The sequence below is a fragment of the Salmonella enterica subsp. diarizonae genome (assembly GCF_008692785.1).
Lineage (GTDB): Bacteria > Pseudomonadota > Gammaproteobacteria > Enterobacterales > Enterobacteriaceae > Salmonella > Salmonella diarizonae.
On sequence record NZ_VXJV01000001.1, the window covers coordinates 413,103 to 429,008 of the forward strand.

The 15,906-nt window shown below is 49.4% G+C and carries 15 protein-coding genes, 1 tRNA gene and 1 pseudogene; 2 read left to right on the forward strand and 15 right to left on the reverse strand.

Translation table 11 applies throughout. The features are described 5' to 3' along the window. Positions 1–352 precede the first annotated feature (352 nt). Together F4V72_RS01980 and F4V72_RS01985 are read right to left on the reverse strand one after the other, a co-directional pair. Complete coding sequence (locus F4V72_RS01980; protein ID WP_023249218.1) at positions 353–985, reverse strand: YfdX family protein; 633 nt, start codon at positions 983–985, stop codon at positions 353–355. Between the two features lie 46 nt (positions 986–1,031). After that, a complete protein-coding gene (locus F4V72_RS01985; protein WP_023249217.1) occupies positions 1,032–1,568 on the reverse strand; it encodes an STM3031 family outer membrane protein in 537 nt (178 codons plus the stop codon). A gap of 787 nt (positions 1,569–2,355) precedes the next feature. On the opposite strand from F4V72_RS01985, the gene F4V72_RS01995 reads away from it, so the two are divergent. Continuing rightward, the gene (locus tag F4V72_RS01995) at positions 2,356–3,447 is read left to right on the forward strand and encodes a TQO small subunit DoxD (protein ID WP_023249216.1); all 1,092 of its coding nucleotides are present in this window, start codon (positions 2,356–2,358) and stop codon (positions 3,445–3,447) included. Positions 3,448–4,523: 1,076 nt separating this feature from the next. On the opposite strand, the gene F4V72_RS02000 is transcribed toward F4V72_RS01995, so the two are convergent. From F4V72_RS02000 to actS, 9 genes and pseudogenes are all read right to left on the reverse strand, one after another. Then, positions 4,524–5,024 (reverse strand): hypothetical protein, encoded by a 501-nt coding sequence (locus F4V72_RS02000; RefSeq protein WP_053528705.1) that lies wholly within the window; start codon positions 5,022–5,024, stop codon positions 4,524–4,526. A gap of 34 nt (positions 5,025–5,058) precedes the next feature. Beyond that, complete coding sequence (locus F4V72_RS02005; protein ID WP_070788885.1) at positions 5,059–5,382, reverse strand: tlde1 domain-containing protein; 324 nt, start codon at positions 5,380–5,382, stop codon at positions 5,059–5,061. Positions 5,383–5,392: 10 nt separating this feature from the next. After that, positions 5,393–5,884: an Hcp family type VI secretion system effector gene (locus F4V72_RS02010; protein WP_053528707.1), complete on the reverse strand. Its 492-nt coding sequence runs from the start codon at positions 5,882–5,884 to the stop codon at positions 5,393–5,395. Positions 5,885–6,888: 1,004 nt separating this feature from the next. Continuing rightward, entirely contained in the window at positions 6,889–7,242 is a 354-nt protein-coding gene (locus tag F4V72_RS02015; RefSeq protein ID WP_023249215.1) for a hypothetical protein, read from the reverse strand. A 22-nt stretch (positions 7,243–7,264) separates the two neighbouring features. Further along, complete coding sequence (locus F4V72_RS02020) at positions 7,265–7,657, reverse strand: polymorphic toxin type 44 domain-containing protein (protein ID WP_226312184.1); 393 nt, start codon at positions 7,655–7,657, stop codon at positions 7,265–7,267. Between the two features lie 14 nt (positions 7,658–7,671). Further along, positions 7,672–8,154, reverse strand: a complete 483-nt coding sequence (locus tag F4V72_RS02025; RefSeq protein WP_079837005.1) for an Hcp family type VI secretion system effector — start codon at positions 8,152–8,154, stop codon at positions 7,672–7,674. A 348-nt stretch (positions 8,155–8,502) separates the two neighbouring features. Then, positions 8,503–8,755 (reverse strand): annotated as a pseudogene (locus F4V72_RS02030) (Arm DNA-binding domain-containing protein); the annotation flags it as partial. 164 nt (positions 8,756–8,919) lie between these two features. Beyond that, positions 8,920–8,993: transfer RNA gene (locus F4V72_RS02035), tRNA-Gly, on the reverse strand. A gap of 79 nt (positions 8,994–9,072) precedes the next feature. Continuing rightward, a complete protein-coding gene (gene actS / locus F4V72_RS02040) occupies positions 9,073–9,825 on the reverse strand; it encodes an amidase activator ActS (protein WP_023249212.1) in 753 nt (250 codons plus the stop codon). A 270-nt stretch (positions 9,826–10,095) separates the two neighbouring features. Here actS and idi point away from each other — a divergent pair, with 270 nt between their 5' ends. Further along, on the forward strand, positions 10,096–10,641 hold the full coding sequence (idi, locus tag F4V72_RS02045; RefSeq protein WP_023249211.1) for an isopentenyl-diphosphate Delta-isomerase: 546 nt from the start codon (positions 10,096–10,098) through the stop codon (positions 10,639–10,641). 76 nt (positions 10,642–10,717) lie between these two features. Here the strand turns inward: idi and lysS are convergent, their stop codons facing one another. The 4 genes from lysS to dsbC form a co-directional block, all read right to left on the reverse strand. Then, on the reverse strand, positions 10,718–12,235 hold the full coding sequence (gene lysS, locus F4V72_RS02050; RefSeq protein WP_000003339.1) for a lysine--tRNA ligase: 1,518 nt from the start codon (positions 12,233–12,235) through the stop codon (positions 10,718–10,720). Between the two features lie 9 nt (positions 12,236–12,244). Further along, positions 12,245–13,343 (reverse strand): peptide chain release factor 2 gene (gene prfB / locus F4V72_RS02055; RefSeq protein ID WP_100212306.1). Its coding sequence is split into 2 segments (ribosomal slippage): positions 12,245–13,267 and positions 13,269–13,343, totalling 1,098 coding nucleotides; the frame shifts between segments, so codons are not numbered across the junction. Between the two features lie 104 nt (positions 13,344–13,447). Then, positions 13,448–15,184, reverse strand: coding sequence for a single-stranded-DNA-specific exonuclease RecJ (gene recJ / locus F4V72_RS02060; RefSeq protein ID WP_023249210.1), 1,737 nt, complete (start codon positions 15,182–15,184; stop codon positions 13,448–13,450). 5 nt (positions 15,185–15,189) lie between these two features. Further along, on the reverse strand, positions 15,190–15,903 hold the full coding sequence (gene dsbC / locus F4V72_RS02065) for a bifunctional protein-disulfide isomerase/oxidoreductase DsbC (protein WP_023249209.1): 714 nt from the start codon (positions 15,901–15,903) through the stop codon (positions 15,190–15,192). Between the last annotated feature and the right edge of the window lie 3 nt (positions 15,904–15,906).

Genomic DNA, 15,906 nt, shown 5'->3' on the forward strand with positions numbered 1-15,906 from the left:
TGATATCTTCCTGAATTTGTGATGTTAGTCACAATTTCAGAACCATGACATTACTGAACTTCACGGAAGAAATTTAAAAATAATGTCACCGTAAAGAATAAATCCATAACTCTATTGAAATGCTCTCATGAGCCTAATGTATTTCTGCTTGCTGCCCAGACTGTATATCTGGTCAAGTACGGAAGAGGTCATTGACAGTATTTCTGGCTATTCAGCCGTTACATACTTTGTCTGGTAGTTTGTCGAGACATTGTCGAAATTGTTTCCTGAACAAAGAGCAGCAATAAGCAGCTACAAATAGCTGTCAGGCATAATACGGCCTACTGTAATATATACAGCAGGCCGGGGGATATTAATGTGCAGCATCATGCTGCACGGGGGGTGTCGGTGACTCCTGAATAGACTGAGAATCCACAATTACACCATCCTGAGCTGATTTAAGTATCAGACCTGCCTGATAGTATTTTCCTTCGTTCATCAAGGAAAGCGCTGTGGTCACATCCTTGCGGGTTTGCTGAAGAGGAATGAGTTCCTGATTTTCAATAACACTGACGCCTGCAAGTTTCAGAGCCTCTATAGTGCCTTTTTTATCTCCTTCTTTCATTTTCTGGTTTGCTTTATTAATAGCATCATTTTTCTGCCCGGCAGGGAGATAATCTTCTGCTACCGTAATCGATGAATTTATCCGAATATAGCGGTCTCCTTCAACTGGTGCTTTTTTATCTGATTTTACATACAGATTCCAGTCAGTACTGTCATCGTTCAGGAGTTTTTCTGCTTGCGCAGTCAGTTGTTCAGCCTTTTGTGTCCGACCATTAAACAGTTCGAATCGCGACATTCCGATATCACGCATGGCCTGCCAGGCCTGTCCGGATATCTTGTCATTATTCAGGGTAACGTTATCAGACATATTTGTTGCGGCCATAATACTTCCTGAAAACAGGATCAACATCAGCGCAACTCCTGGCATAATATGGCTTTTCATAATCCATCATCTCCCCAAATTAACATTTTTTATCGGATTATCCGGTTCAAAACCGATAACCCACGCCAAGATTAAAACCATTGCTATTAAGGCTTCCGCTGTTATGGGTAGCATCAAAATCTGCACCTTCATAACCCAGAGTTACCGCAACATTACTGACTGGGGTGTAAGCCACACCTGCGGAATAACCATATCCGACCTTACTGTCAGACTCATTTATCCCATGATCACGCTGATGCAATAATACGGGGCCCACCTGACTATACAGGCTTAACTGGTTATTTATTTTCCATGAGGGACCTGCAAGCAGAGAGTAATAACGGGTTGTTACACGACCATTACTGCTTTCATCGGAATAGCGCTGACTTCCATTTAGCCAGGAAAATGAGGTTGTCAGCCCCCAGTCCGGTGACATTTCATAGTTGTTTGCCAGCCGTACTCCACGCAGCGTTCCGGCGTGATTAGTATGGGACTGGGCGTATCCGAGTGAAAATGTACTGGCATTATCGTCTGCCCATACCGGACTGGCTGCAGCAGACAGCAGAACAATACCGGTACTTCCGGCTAATAGCATTTTGTTCATCTTCTTCTCTCCGGTTATTTTTACCTGATGCCTCACAGGCATGCATTAAGTTAAAATCGTTCCGTGATAACAAAGTATGAATAAGTCTTTTAAATTATGAGATCTGTTACGCCAGTAAATATCTTTATCTCTGCCCACCCGGAGGCTTGATTCATGAAAATAAATCCAGGCCAGAAACAGTATTTAATAATACATAAACTGGAAAATAAAAACTGACAAAAATAGATGTTCACTGATATATAACGGGCAAGAAGCCATGTCAGCCAGGTGAATCAAGCCTGTGAATTAGTTGCAGGAAACGACTATGGAGAGCGGTATGCGGCAGTTATCTGGCAGTAACGGCATTGTTTAGTGAGTATTCAGGAAACAAAAAAAGAAGGGAGCGGTACTCCCTTCGCAAACATGTCAGAATACGACATTTTGGTGCTCTTTTATTTATTCTCTGGCTGTAAAAGTTATGCTGTTGGCAGACAGCTCCAGTCAACATAAAAAAATACCGCCAACTAAAAATGTGATGCAAATCACCATTAAGCAAGGGTCTGAAAATGTATGCAATACGTTTGAAAACCCACCAAACCCTTCCGGCAAGGGTTTCCACTGAGATGGTTTTCATAAGTCGTCATTAGCCTGGTGCCATTCCTGTTTAAAATGCCCAGAACGTAACGATAAATATTCTTAACAACCGTTACATAAAGCAACAATATTGTTAACCATTTGTGTGTTAATTGTTTTATTTTTACTCATATGCCTTTTTGGCATAACGATATAACGACAGGGGATAATAATTATGAGTTCAGCTACACACGTTAATCCCGCAAAACCTGTGACAGATGTTTATCTGCTGGCAGGCCTGGGATTACTGGCGGTCAGAATTATCCAGGGATTTATTTACTGGGGGGGTGGGAGCCGACGTTTTATTTATGCGCCGGATAAACTTAACCCGGATGCACCCCACTGGATGGCCTACAAGTTTCAGACGGCAATGCCCGGTGCTCTTATGGGGCTGGAGCATGTAATTTCATTTATGCTCCAGCATTTCTGGCTGCTGTATGCCGGCGTAATACTTTTCAGCGCGGCTGAACTCATCGCCGGGCTGTTTCTAATGATAGGTCTGTTCACCCGTATTTCAGCGCTGTTGTCGATGTTTTTCTCCGTATTGCTAATGCTGATGTTTGGCTGGCAAGGGGCAACCTGTATTGATGAATGGACAATGGCTGCCTGTAATCTGGCGATGGGAACCACATTGTTTCTTTGCGGGTCACACAGCTATGCCCTGGACAACGTTATCCTGAAGAGAAAGCCCCATTTGGCTGACAGTCGGATTTTCCGGTGGTGTTGTGGTTCACTTCCTGTGCCGCTAACCCCGGTCGGTTATAAAAAACTGGCGCTATGGCTATTAGCTTTAGTGGTGGTTTTTGATGTAGGGACTTACAGTTACTATCGTGGCTCAGTGGTCACGCCATATCATCATGGCCCTGTTAGCCCTACCACACATCATGTCCGCCTGACTGAAGGAAAATTGTTCCCTGATGGCCGCGTTCAGGTTCATGCTTACCTGGATGCAGGAACGCCTGAGGCACCTGAGCATATCATGGAGGCATGGCTGAAAGATGCCGATGGCGCAACGCTTATTCACTGGGACACCGCCATGCTGTCGGCATTACCGCCTGATAGCTTCCGGAACGATTATGCCTACAACAAATTCGCTCCTGGTCACTACGGCATACAGGCTATTGTCGGATCAGCCGCCACGCTCACCCTTCCTGCTGGTGTTATAAAAAGAGGTAGCGATAGATTACCGAACGGTCCGGTAACGCTGGTACTGATAGATATGGAAGGACATACGTTCAGCACGCCTCTTGAACGGGTTTCCGACTGATTTCAGACGTAAAGCGAATAGACGTATACATACATTTATATAATACCCTGCTCTTGATATGTTCAACTCATCATCAAAGGCAGGGGGACTAAAGGGTCGATAACAGGTCGTTGAGTGGTAAATCTTATCCCGTCCTGAAGCTCGGTTACTGCCTGGATGGCCACTGATGAAAAAAGATTGTTAACCAGAATGGGGGTTACATAAGCAACAACAGACGTTCAGAAAGGCAAAATTGCTGTAAATTCGTGGGCTTAGTAGACGTCAGTAGATAGGCGAAGGGAACCGTACAAACTCCGATAGGCCCTGTAAATACCAGGACTCTTTGAGTTAGGACTTTAATTCTATACACATTTCTATACACACGTAGCTGTCGCTTGAACTTGTTTACCCTATCAAGGGCATCCATAACTTAGGTGCAAATTACAACGCTCATGATGACCACCAGCGCAGATATCTCAATCACGCGATGGTGGTCTAATGGGGAATCAGCATCCGCATTTCACGCCAAGACCTTAGGAAATCTTAGGGAGCATCAACCGAAATTTGCGCCTTTAACCTTAACAAACCTTGACATAACCCGGTACGCAAAACCTTAGCATTTCTCAGCATCGTATTACGTGGAAACCTATATAAATCTATATATCAGCCCCACGGCACACCAGCGATTAAGCCAAGCGGTACGCGGATTTTGCGTATTATCTGCGTACCAAACTGCGTACCAGATTGCGTACTTTTTTGTGTATCGTCTGCGCAACTTTTTTCTGCGCAGTTTTCGGCTGGGGCGGATCTTTGCGGATCAGGATGCGCAGAGTTTTGCGCAATATGAAACCCAGAGCTGGCAAGACTTACAGGCCTGTTTTCTTAGTTCTGCGCAGTGATATTTTGCGCAATGATTTTCGGCTTTTTGCGCAGATGAATTTTTTAATTTCGCGTGTATAAAAATACGATGAAGTGGGCTGTCACACAGAATAGGGACTGTAGAAATTTACCCGCCCCTATGCGCCTATTCGGTCTTCGTAGATCCCACAATATCCCGCCAGTGATGAATGCTGGCAGGATATTCTCCATCAGATCAGCTATCCCACATCCGGTAATGTGTTGAGCTTCTCATCATCACCTTTACCATCCGGGCCATCCGCCCGTAGTTCATCCATTGTATCGCGCATATTGTTCAGACACTCAATTGCCGGCTTCCCGGCATTTTGGAGTACAGTTACGGCCTGTGCGTAATATTTTTCGATAGCGGCTCTGGTGTAGCCATTCATCATCGGCAGGCTGCAGATCATCATCGAATCAAAACGCTGTATCAGCTCATCCTGACTTTTGCCGATCTCTGCCGTGGCGTTGAGGACACTTACCGGGTCTTTTAGCAACGCAAAGCTGGCTGCGGTAGCCAGTTCAGTGGCGCGATCACCGTTAAGAGAATCACCGATTTTATTCACTGACTCTGGCAATGACTGAATGGTCTGCGGGTCGGCTCTCTCGACTCTTTTGATAAAATCACTCCAGTCGCTCCCTGCTGCCAGACAGGCCACGCTGGTGGTACATAGCACCAGTAAGAGAACCATTTTTTTCATCGCACCACCTCAAGCGTTCTGTCGTGAGACATAATCACCTGCGAACGAACCCCGGCCCCATGATAATGCAACCTTCTGACGCAAACCCAGGAATGGCTGGCGGTCGCTTTTCACCATGAATTCGGAATAATGAACGCCCATAACTCTCACCAGATGTTTGTACCAGTATGACGGTCATTGGGCTGATTGAGTTGTTATGCCCTGCGATGTGATATGTCCCTCGCGGTAATGGCCCCATCCCTTTCACCTGCTGGCGATCGGGATTGTTTTTGTTGGTCAGTACGCCGGAATATCCTTTGCCTTTAAGAACGCCGTTATGCCACAGCTCACCCGTGCTTTGGTGGTAAATCCATGCCATGCTTTCCCCCTTACGCCGTCTGGCGGTCATTCCAGCTATCAGAATGGATAACGTTACCATCCAGATATTTCCATGTGACCTTCTCATAGTGAAGTTCGACGATTTCCATATGGTTATGTTTTTCGCCTTCTTCGGATTTAGTATCCGCCATTACCGGCACTACTGACGTAATTCGCACGTTCTCCATGCTGGTATTAAAATATTCTGCTTCCTGTCCGGCGTCATTGATTTTGTAAAATTTAAATTCGGCAGATTTCAATTTTTGACCCGTGGTTACAGCTTTGTAGAGATATGGGCTTGATGAGTCGATTTCTTTCTGGAAAACATACGTTGAATGCTCGCGTGTGCCTGTAGGTTTACCTGTCGCTGAGTCGGTAGGAAGCGCGACACGATGCGCCAACCCGGTGACCTCGATACTGCCTTCGCGATCTCTTACGTCAACCGAACCTTTAATATCTGCGCCGCCGTCATCTTTCAGCCATAAATAAACTGGAATAGCCATGTATATAAAATCCTTATGGTTTTACGGGGTCATTCCCTAATAACCATAATATCTACAGGGATAAAGCAAACAATTACGAGTGTGTTACTGACTGTTAATTAACCGGCTGCATTTACACCCATTACGGAAAATTATCGGATGATCACCACCGGCGATAATCACCCGATTTGCTACTAACGGCGCGGATTCCACAGAACTACTCTTTTGTGCGGAGCAACTCGGACGGATCAAACCTCGCTACAGCCGCCTTTTGTGTTTTGGTCAGTTCTATAAGGTTTACCGTTCCCTGTATTTGCGCATTTGCTGCGGAATCACTTGCCACATGTTTACCTACGCTCGTATACGTTGCTTTTCCCGAATTCTTAGGTGCAAATTACAACGTTCATGATGACCACCAGCGCAGATATCTCAATCACGCGATGGTGGTCTAATGGGGAATCTGCATCCGCATTTCACGCCAAGACCTTAGGAAATCTTAGGAAGCATCAACCGAAATTTGCGCCTTTAACCTTAACAAACCTTGACATAACCCGGTACGCAAAACCTTAGCATTTCTCAGCATCGTATTACGTGGAAACCTATATAAATCTATATATCAGCCCCACGGCACACCAGCGATTAAGCCAAGCGGTACGCGGATTTTGCGTATTATCTGCGTACCAAATTGCGTACTTTTTTTGTGTATCGTCTGCGCAACTTTTTTCTGCGCAGTTTTCGGCTGGGGCGGATCTTTACGGATCAGGATGCGCAGAGTTTTGCGCAATATGAAACCCAGATCTGGCAAGACTTACAGGCCAGTTTCCACCGTTCTGCGCAGTGATATTTTGCGCAATGATTTTCCGCTTTTTGCGCAGATGGATTTTTTAATTTCGCGGGCATGATAATCCGGTTATGTGAGCCAGCGAACGCCACCATTGCAGGGCTGAGTGGTTACCGGTGCCACAACGGTACATTCGCCCGGGCGAGAACGAAAAATCCCGCCGAAACGGGATGGGGGCCATTTTTCAGTATGGCGATGTATCGAGGTGGATACTGACGTTATAGCCGACGCTCCTGAAGGCATAGACATTCCCGCGAACGCGGAAATAAATATCGCCGTCTTTTACCTCTGCGCTGGCCTTGTAGTCATCTGTTGTCATCACCGGCTCTATACTCTTAACGTGAATCAGGAAGTCATCCGCGCTCTTACCAGCATCATAAAAATAGTAGTTGTAGGTATCTTTAGAGAGCGAGCTTTTAGACACTTCGGTAACGTACAACGTCAACTTATCGTTAATTTTAACCGTGCTTTTCACCTGCTCATAAACGCTGAAAAAATCACGAAACTGATAAGCCAGAAAACCCAGAAGAAGCAACACAAATATTGCGCCTGTCTTCCTGCTAAAACCCACTGCGCCTTGCATAATCAATACCCGCCTTTATCCATGACTGATCTACGGGGTCATCGCCGTATGCGTCGACCGCATGGTACTGTGCGAACTCTACCGGATTACTTGTACCAGCCAGAATCTGCGCCGCACCAGCGCCACGTAAAAGCACACCGTCAGGAATACCCGCTGCCGCACCAATTGCGCCGTAATGGAAGTTACCGAAATTCGCATATTGTGGGTGGCTTTGCTTGTAATCCCACGGGCCATGATTCCGAACCATCTGATAAAACCATACGTAAGTCATCAGCGAAGCGCCACCGTGTAGGCGAGCAATCACCATATGGCTTACAACATCAACGCCGGGCGGTGCGAACGATGAAATATCATATGGAGTTGAGTACACCGGAAAGCGCATGATTAACGCTCTGCCCAACTGTCAGCAAACTGCAAATTGCCGTCGCAGTATTTCCAGGTGATTTTATCGTAACGCAGTTCCACCAGCTCAAGGTGGTTATGCTTCTCTTTGGTGGGGTCTTTGATGTCATGCATCAACGGGGTAACGGAGACAACTTTCACGTTTTCCAGTAGCATATTGTAATACTCAGCTTCCTGCCCGGCATCATTGATGTTGTACCATTTGAACTCCGCTGATTTGAGCGTTTGTCCGGTTGCAACGGCTTTCATGAGGTAGGGCGAGGATGAGTCTATTTCTTTCTGAAAAACCAACGGCGCATGCTGGCGAGTGCCGGTCACTTTCCCGGTAAAGACATCGGTAGGCAGGCGCAGGTTATGCGTAAATCCGTTAACCTCGATACTGCCTTCGCGATCCCTTACGTCAACCGAACCTTTAATATCTGCGCCGCCGTCATCTTTCAGCCATAAATAAACTGGAATAGCCATGTATATAAAATCCTTATGGTTTTACGGGGTCATCCCCTAAAAACCATAATATCTACAGGGATAAAGCAAACAATTACGAGTGTGTTACTGACTGTTAATTAACCGGCTGCATTTACACCCATTACGGAAAATTATCGGATGATCACCACCGGCGATAATCACCCGATTTGCTACTAACGGCGCGGATTCCACAGAACTACTCTTTTGTGCGGAGCAACTCGGACGGATCAAACCTCGCTACAGCCGCCTTTTGTGTTTTGGTCAGTTCTATAAGGTTTACCGTTCCCTGTATTTGCGCATTTGCTGCGGAATCACTTGCCACATGTTTACCTACGCTCGTATACGTTGCTTTTCCCTCTTTCTCACTTCGCCAGGGTTTATACCCGTCACAACCAGCTTTTTAGCCTCATCGCGTTTTTGCCGGGCATCAGTCAGCGAGATAGTCGGATATGTGCCCAGCGAGAGCATTTTAGGCTTACCGTCGAATCTGTACCGGAAACGCCACCCTTTCGAACCGTTAGGCTCGATGAGCAGGGATATTGAGTGTATAGGACTTCTCACGCGGCTTAGAGCGCCTTATTTCAAGGTCTGTGAGTGGCATTGTGTATAGTTCCAAAGAATGGCAAACCGTCTATACGCATTACTATACAACTGTATGTGTAGATTTCACTAGAACCATGTAGAGCTTAAAATCACCAATATAGCCTGAGAAGCTCGTGATTACTGGGTTTTGTAGGGGTTAGGAGAACTTGAGAAAGGTTTGTCTGGAGCGGGCGAAGGGAATCGAACCCTCGTATAGAGCTTGGGAAGCTCTCGTTCTACCATTGAACTACGCCCGCTTTGAGATGCGTAAGGCATTATAAACCTTACGCTCTGGTTGGCAAGAGACTAACTGACCGACTGGCGATTAATTCGCCGTCAGCATTTCGGTTTACTCCCCTGCGGCGGCAGATAACGCAGCGGATCGATGGCCGTCGCCCGGTAGCGAATCTGGAAATGCAGCCTTACGGATGCGGCATCCGTGCTGCCCATCGTAGCGATTTTTTGCCCCGCTTTAACGCTTTGTCCATTATTAACCAGCATGGTGTCATTATGAGCGTAAGCCGTAATGTAGTCTTCGTTGTGCTTAATCATAATGAGATTGCCGTAACCGCGCAGCTGGTTCCCGACATAGACAACTTTACCAGCTCCCGCCGCATAAACAGGCGTTCCGCGCGCGCCCGCAATATCGATTCCTTTATTTCCGCCTTCCGCGGTGGAATAAGGTAAAATCACTTTACCGTTAGCAGGCCATACCCAACAACGCTGCCCCACCGGCGGCCAGGAGGATTTTGGCACCGAAGATGACGGTCTGACCGCGGCAGTTTTTGTTGCTGTTTTATTGCTGGTTTTGCGTGTTGCACTGCTGCTCTTTGCGCTGCCGCGCACTTTAATTCGCTGCCCCACCTCAATAGTATAAGGCGGAGAAATGCCATTCAGTCGGGCAAGTTCTTTCACGCTGGTTCCCGTGGCGCGCGATATACGATACAACGTATCGCCGCGCTTAACGGTATAGACGGAGCCGGAATATGTTCCTGAGCCGGAATTACTGGAACACCCCGCCAGCAGCAGCCCTGTGCATAACAGCACCGCAATACCTAGGCTATTTTTGTTCAGGCGTCCTGCGCTCAAAACTTTTCCTCACTCTATTGACAGACGCCTTATGATAGCAGCCAAACGCCGTATGCCCAATCCATTGACGCCGGAAAGGAGCAGCGTGGATGATGATGCCGCTAGTATCCGATATTCCAGCATAATATCGACTAACGGCACAATGGCGCTCGTCTGCGTTCTGTCAAGACCTGTTTTGGTAATGCCTTTCTTTCTGTTATGAGCTACGCTGATCGTCTGAGTATATGGCCCGGCCATGCTGCAGGGTCATTTTAATTTTCAGGAGCTTTCATGACTGAGGAACATGTCGTTTTATTGGATGAGCAGGATAAGCCTTCCGGCACACTGGAAAAGTATGCGGCTCATACTCTTAATACGCCTTTGCATCTGGCTTTCTCCTGCTGGCTATTTAACGAAGATGGTCAGTTGCTGGTAACACGACGGTCGCTGAGCAAGAAAGCCTGGCCGGGCGTATGGACGAATTCGGTTTGCGGTCATCCGCAACAAGGCGAAACCACCGAAGAGGCGATCATCCGCCGTTGTCGGTTCGAACTCGGCGTGGAAATTACCGATCTCACCCCCGTCTATCCGCACTTCAGCTATCGGGCGACAGATCCAAACGGTATTGTGGAAAATGAAGTCTGTCCGGTATTTGCCGCGCGGGCGACCAGTGGGTTACAGGTTAACAGCGAAGAGGTGATGGACTATCAGTGGAGCGAATTTAAAAGCGTATGGAAAAGCCTTCTCGCTACGCCGTGGGCATTTAGCCCGTGGATGGTCATGCAAACGTCAGACGAACAAGCGCGCGAACTACTGCGCGATTACTGCCAGCGCTGAATGATTGCCTGATGGCGCTACGCCTGAACGAAGAGATGCCGGATGGCGGCTAATGCCCCATCCGGCAATTTACATCTTATTTCACCGGGCGCATCGCCGGGAACAGAATAACGTCGCGAATCGTGTGGCTGTTAGTAAACAGCATCACCATACGGTCGATACCAATTCCCAGACCCGCTGTCGGCGGTAAACCGTGTTCCAGCGCTGTCACGTAGTCTTCGTCGTAGAACATGGCTTCGTCGTCGCCCGCCGCTTTTGCATTAACCTGATCCAGGAAACGCTGCGCCTGGTCTTCCGCATCGTTCAACTCGCTAAAGCCATTACCGATTTCACGACCGCCGATAAAGAACTCGAAGCGGTCAGTGATTTCCGGGTTCACATCATTACGACGCGCCAGCGGAGACACTTCAGCCGGATATTCGGTGATGAAGGTCGGCTGAATCAGATGCGCTTCAGCAACTTCGTCAAAGATCTCGGTGACGATACGGCCCAGACCCCAGCTCTTCTCGACGTGAATGCCGATGCTTTCAGCAATCGCCTTCGCGGAATCGAAGTTGTCCAGATCAGCCATATCCGTTTCCGGACGATATTTCTTGATCGCTTCACGCATGGTCAGTTTTTCGAACGGCTTACCGAAATCAAACACTTCATCACCGTACGGAACCTGGGTGGTGCCCAGAACATCCTGCGCCAGCGTACGGAACAGAGACTCAGTCAGCTCGATCAGGTCTTTGTAGTCCGCATACGCCATATAGAGTTCCATCATGGTGAACTCAGGATTATGGCGCACAGAGATGCCTTCGTTGCGGAAGTTACGGTTAATTTCGAATACGCGTTCGAAGCCGCCAACCACCAGACGCTTGAGGTACAGTTCCGGCGCGATACGCAGGTACATGTCCAGATCCAGCGCGTTGTGATGGGTGATAAACGGACGGGCAGACGCGCCGCCTGGGATCACCTGCATCATCGGGGTTTCGACTTCCATAAAGCCGCGAGCCACCATGAACTGGCGAATACCGGCCAGGATCTTCGAACGGGTTTTGAACGTGTTACGGGATTCATCGTTAGAGATGAGATCCAGATAACGCTGGCGATAGCGCGCTTCCTGGTCCTGCAGGCCGTGGAATTTATCCGGCAACGGACGCAGCGCTTTAGTCAGCAGGCGCAGTTCGGTGCAGTGGATAGACAGCTCACCGGTTTTGGTTTTGAACAGCTTACCTTTCGCGCCGAGGATATCGCCAAGATCCCACTTCTTGAACTGCTCGTTGTAAACGCCTTCCGGCAGATCATCGCGCGCCACATACAGCTGAATGCGGCCGCCTACGTCTTGCAGGGTAACAAAAGAGGCTTTACCCATAATACGGCGAGTCATCATACGGCCCGCGACGGACACTTCAATATTCAGCGCTTCCAGTTCTTCAGCTTCTTTCGCGTCAAACTCTGCGTGCAGTTGGTCTGAGGTACGGTCACGACGGAAATCGTTCGGGAACGGGATACCCTGCTCACGCAGTGCAGCCAGCTTCTCGCGACGTGCCTTCATTTCATTGTTAAGATCGACTACCTCGTCAGCGCCCTGTGCGTTTTGTTCAGACATGTTGATTCCTCATAGCCCTGCTTTCAAACTTGCTTCGATAAATTGATCCAGACTACCGTCCAGTACCGCCTGTGTATTGCGGGTTTCCACCCCAGTACGCAGGTCTTTAATGCGGGAATCGTCCAGGACATAGGAACGAATCTGGCTTCCCCAGCCGATATCGGACTTGGTGTCTTCCATCGCCTGTTTTTCAGCGTTCTTTTTCTGCATCTCCAGTTCATAAAGCTTCGCTTTCATCTGCTTCATGGCCTGGTCTTTGTTTTTGTGCTGCGAACGGTCGTTCTGGCACTGTGTCACAATCCCGGTTGGAATATGGGTGATACGCACCGCGGATTCCGTACGGTTAACGTGCTGACCGCCTGCGCCGGACGCACGATAGACGTCGATACGCAGATCCGACGGGTTAATGTCGATATCGATATCGTCGTCCACTTCCGGGTACACAAACGCGGAGCTAAACGAAGTATGACGGCGACCGCCGGAGTCGAACGGGCTTTTACGCACCAGACGATGCACGCCGGTTTCAGTACGTAGCCAGCCATAGGCATATTCGCCGGAGATTTTGATAGTCGCGGATTTAATGCCGGCGACTTCACCTTCCGACTCTTCAATGACTTCAGTTTTGAAGCCGCGCGCTTCCGCCCAGCGCAGATACATACGCAGCAGCATGCTGGCCCAGTCTTGCGCTTCAGTACCACCGGAACCGGCCTGAATATCGAGATAGCAATCGGCGCTATCGTACTCACCGGAGAACATCCGACGGAATTCCAATTGCGCCAGTTTCTCTTCCAGCGTATTCAGTTCCGCGACGGCTTCGTTAAACGTCTCTTCGTCGTCAGCTTCTACCGCCAGTTCCAGCAGCCCGGAAACGTCGTCCAGCCCCTGAGACATTTGATCAAGCGTATCGACGATCGCTTCAAGCGATGAGCGCTCTTTTCCCAGAGCCTGCGCGCGCTCGGGTTCGTTCCAGACATCCGGCTGTTCCAGCTCGGCGTTTACTTCTTCCAGACGCTCTTTCCTGGCATCATAGTCAAAGATACCCCCTAAGAACGTTGGTGCGTTCCGTGAGGTCCTGAATGCGGTTATTCACCGGGTTAATTTCAAACATGGTCTGATTTCTTTTATTTGACTTGTCAAAATGCGGTTATAAGGGCGAAATATTAGCGGATTTCGCCCCTTAATTACAGCGAAAGTGTTGTTAAATCGCCCCGATCATAGCGGCCAAATATCATCGATAATAATCTGTAAACTACGGTTGCCGCGAAACTCGTTAATGTCCAGTTTATAAGCCAGTTCTACCTCCCGCACGCCGTTATCCGGCCAGCAGGTAGTATCAATATTAAATGCGATGCCATCTAACAGCGGGCCGCCGCCGACGGGCTCCACCATCACCTTGAGGTGACGCTCGCCCACCAGGCGCTGTTGTAGCAGACGGAAACGGCCATCGAATAACGGTTCCGGGAACATTTGCCCCCACGGTCCGGCATCCCGCAACAGTTGCGCCACTTCCATAGACATCTCCGCCGCGCTTAATGGACCATCGGAGATCACCTCACCTTGCAACAGGGCAGGATCGAGCCATTCCGTCACCAGCTCGCCAAAACGTTGCTGGAACTGCTCGAATTTATGCTCTTCCAGCGACAATCCCGCCGCCATCGCATGGCCGCCAAACTTGATCATCAGATCAGGGTAAAGCGTATCCAGCCGTTCCAGCGCATCGCGCATATGCAACCCCTGAATCGATCGGCCTGAGCCTTTAAGCGTGCCGTCGCCCGCAGGCGCAAAGGCGATTACCGGGCGGTGAAAACGCTCTTTAATACGCGACGCCAGAATTCCGACCACGCCCTGATGCCATTCAGGATGGTACATCGCCAGACCGCCCGGAAGCGTTTCACTACTGCGCTCAAGCTTTTCGCACAGGATAAGCGCTTCCGCCTGCATCCCCTGCTCTATTTCTTTGCGCGTCTGGTTAAGCGCATCCAGCTCGCTGGCCAGAACACGCGCTTCGCCGAGGTTGTCGCACAACAGTAACGCCACGCCAACGGACATATCATCCAGTCTGCCGGCGGCATTCAGGCGAGGCCCCAACGCGAAGCCTAAATCACTGGCGGCAAGCTGCTGCGGATCGCGATTCGATATCTCCAGCAACGCTTTAATTCCCGGACGGCATTTCCCGGCACGAATACGACTTAGCCCTTGCCAGGTCAGAATACGGTTGTTAGCGTCCAGCGGCACAACGTCTGCTACCGTTCCCAACGCCACTAAATCCAGCAGCTCCGCCAGATTCGGCGGCACGATGCCGCGCTCGTCGAACCATCCTTTGTCGCGCAAAAATGTCCGCAACGCCAGCATCAGGTAAAACGCCACGCCGACGCCCGCCAGCGACTTAGACGGGAATTCGCAGTCGCGCAGATTGGGATTAATAATCGCTTCGGCATCCGGCAACGTGTCGCCAGGTAGATGGTGATCGGTCACGATCACCGGAATCCCCAGCGTCTTTGCATGCGCTACGCCGGCGTGGGATGAGATGCCGTTGTCTACGGTGACGATAAGCTGCGCCCCGCGCGCCTTCGCCTGATCGACCACTTCCGGGCTTAAACCGTAGCCGTCTTCAAAGCGATTAGGCACCAGATAACTGATGTTGTCACACCCCAACGCACGCATTCCCAATACGCTTAGTGCAGTACTGGTCGCGCCGTCGGCGTCAAAATCGCCGACAACAATAATGCGGATACCTTCGCGAAAGGCGTTGTAGAGGATCTCCACCGCGTTATCCATGCCGCTAAGCTGCTGCCAGGGCAGCATTCCTTTCACGCTGCGCTCCAGTTCGCGGGCGCTACGAACGCCCCGGCTGGCATATAAACGTCGCAGTAATGGAGGAAGATCGGCGAGTAGTAGTTCCGCCGTCTCATCAGCCTCGCGCCGACGAAGTTGTCTCTGTTGTTTCACGCGTATTATTTACCACTGGTCTGTTTTTGATGCTCATCAAGAAACGCTTTCATCTCTTTCGGTCCCTGATAGCCAGGCACCACATAGCCGTTACTCAATACAATGGCTGGCGTACCGCTAACGCCCAACTGTACGCCCAACGCATAATGATCAGCAATATTCACATCACAGCTTGCCGGTTTCACGCCCTTACCTGCCATGGCGTCATCAAACGCTTTGTTTTTGTCTTTGGCGCACCAGATAGATTTCATATCCTGCTCCGCCTGGCTTTCCAGCCCCTGGCGCGGGAAGGCCAGATAACGTACCGTTATCCCCAGCGCGTTATAATCTTTCATCTCTTCATGTAGCTTATGACAATAGCCGCAGGTGATATCGGTAAAAACAGTAATGACATGTTTCTCATCCGGCGCTTTATAGACGATCATCTCTTTTTCCAGCGCATTTAGCTGGCCCATCAGCAGTTTATTCGTCACGTTTACCGGATGCGCGCCGCTCACGTCATACATCGGCCCTTGAATAATATGTTTGCCGTCGTCAGTGACGTACAGTACGCCGCTGTTAGTGAGGACGGTTTTCATGCCTGCCACTGGCGAGGCTTGAATTTCCGTACTCTGAACGCCCAGCTTAGCCAGCGACTGACGGATAGCCGCATCATCCGCATGGGCCACGCCTGAAAACGCCGCCGCCAGTAAAGTGAACATCATAAAACGCTTTTTCATAAA

What these genes read in the sequence shown, in the direction of transcription:
- F4V72_RS01995 (WP_023249216.1), top strand. Translation starts at nt 2,356, where the DNA reads ATGAGTTCAGCTACACACGTTAATCCCGCAAAACCTGTGACAGATGTT.
- F4V72_RS02010 (WP_053528707.1), bottom strand. Translation starts at nt 5,884, where the DNA reads ATGGCTATTCCAGTTTATTTATGGCTGAAAGATGACGGCGGCGCAGAT.
- idi (WP_023249211.1), top strand. Translation starts at nt 10,096, where the DNA reads ATGACTGAGGAACATGTCGTTTTATTGGATGAGCAGGATAAGCCTTCC.
- F4V72_RS02025 (WP_079837005.1), bottom strand. Translation starts at nt 8,154, where the DNA reads ATGGCTATTCCAGTTTATTTATGGCTGAAAGATGACGGCGGCGCAGAT.
- F4V72_RS02000 (WP_053528705.1), bottom strand. Translation starts at nt 5,024, where the DNA reads ATGAAAAAAATGGTTCTCTTACTGGTGCTATGTACCACCAGCGTGGCC.
- lysS (WP_000003339.1), bottom strand. Translation starts at nt 12,235, where the DNA reads ATGTCTGAACAAAACGCACAGGGCGCTGACGAGGTAGTCGATCTTAAC.
- F4V72_RS01985 (WP_023249217.1), bottom strand. Translation starts at nt 1,568, where the DNA reads ATGAACAAAATGCTATTAGCCGGAAGTACCGGTATTGTTCTGCTGTCT.
- F4V72_RS01980 (WP_023249218.1), bottom strand. Translation starts at nt 985, where the DNA reads ATGAAAAGCCATATTATGCCAGGAGTTGCGCTGATGTTGATCCTGTTT.
- dsbC (WP_023249209.1), bottom strand. Translation starts at nt 15,903, where the DNA reads ATGAAAAAGCGTTTTATGATGTTCACTTTACTGGCGGCGGCGTTTTCA.
- F4V72_RS02005 (WP_070788885.1), bottom strand. Translation starts at nt 5,382, where the DNA reads ATGGCATGGATTTACCACCAAAGCACGGGTGAGCTGTGGCATAACGGC.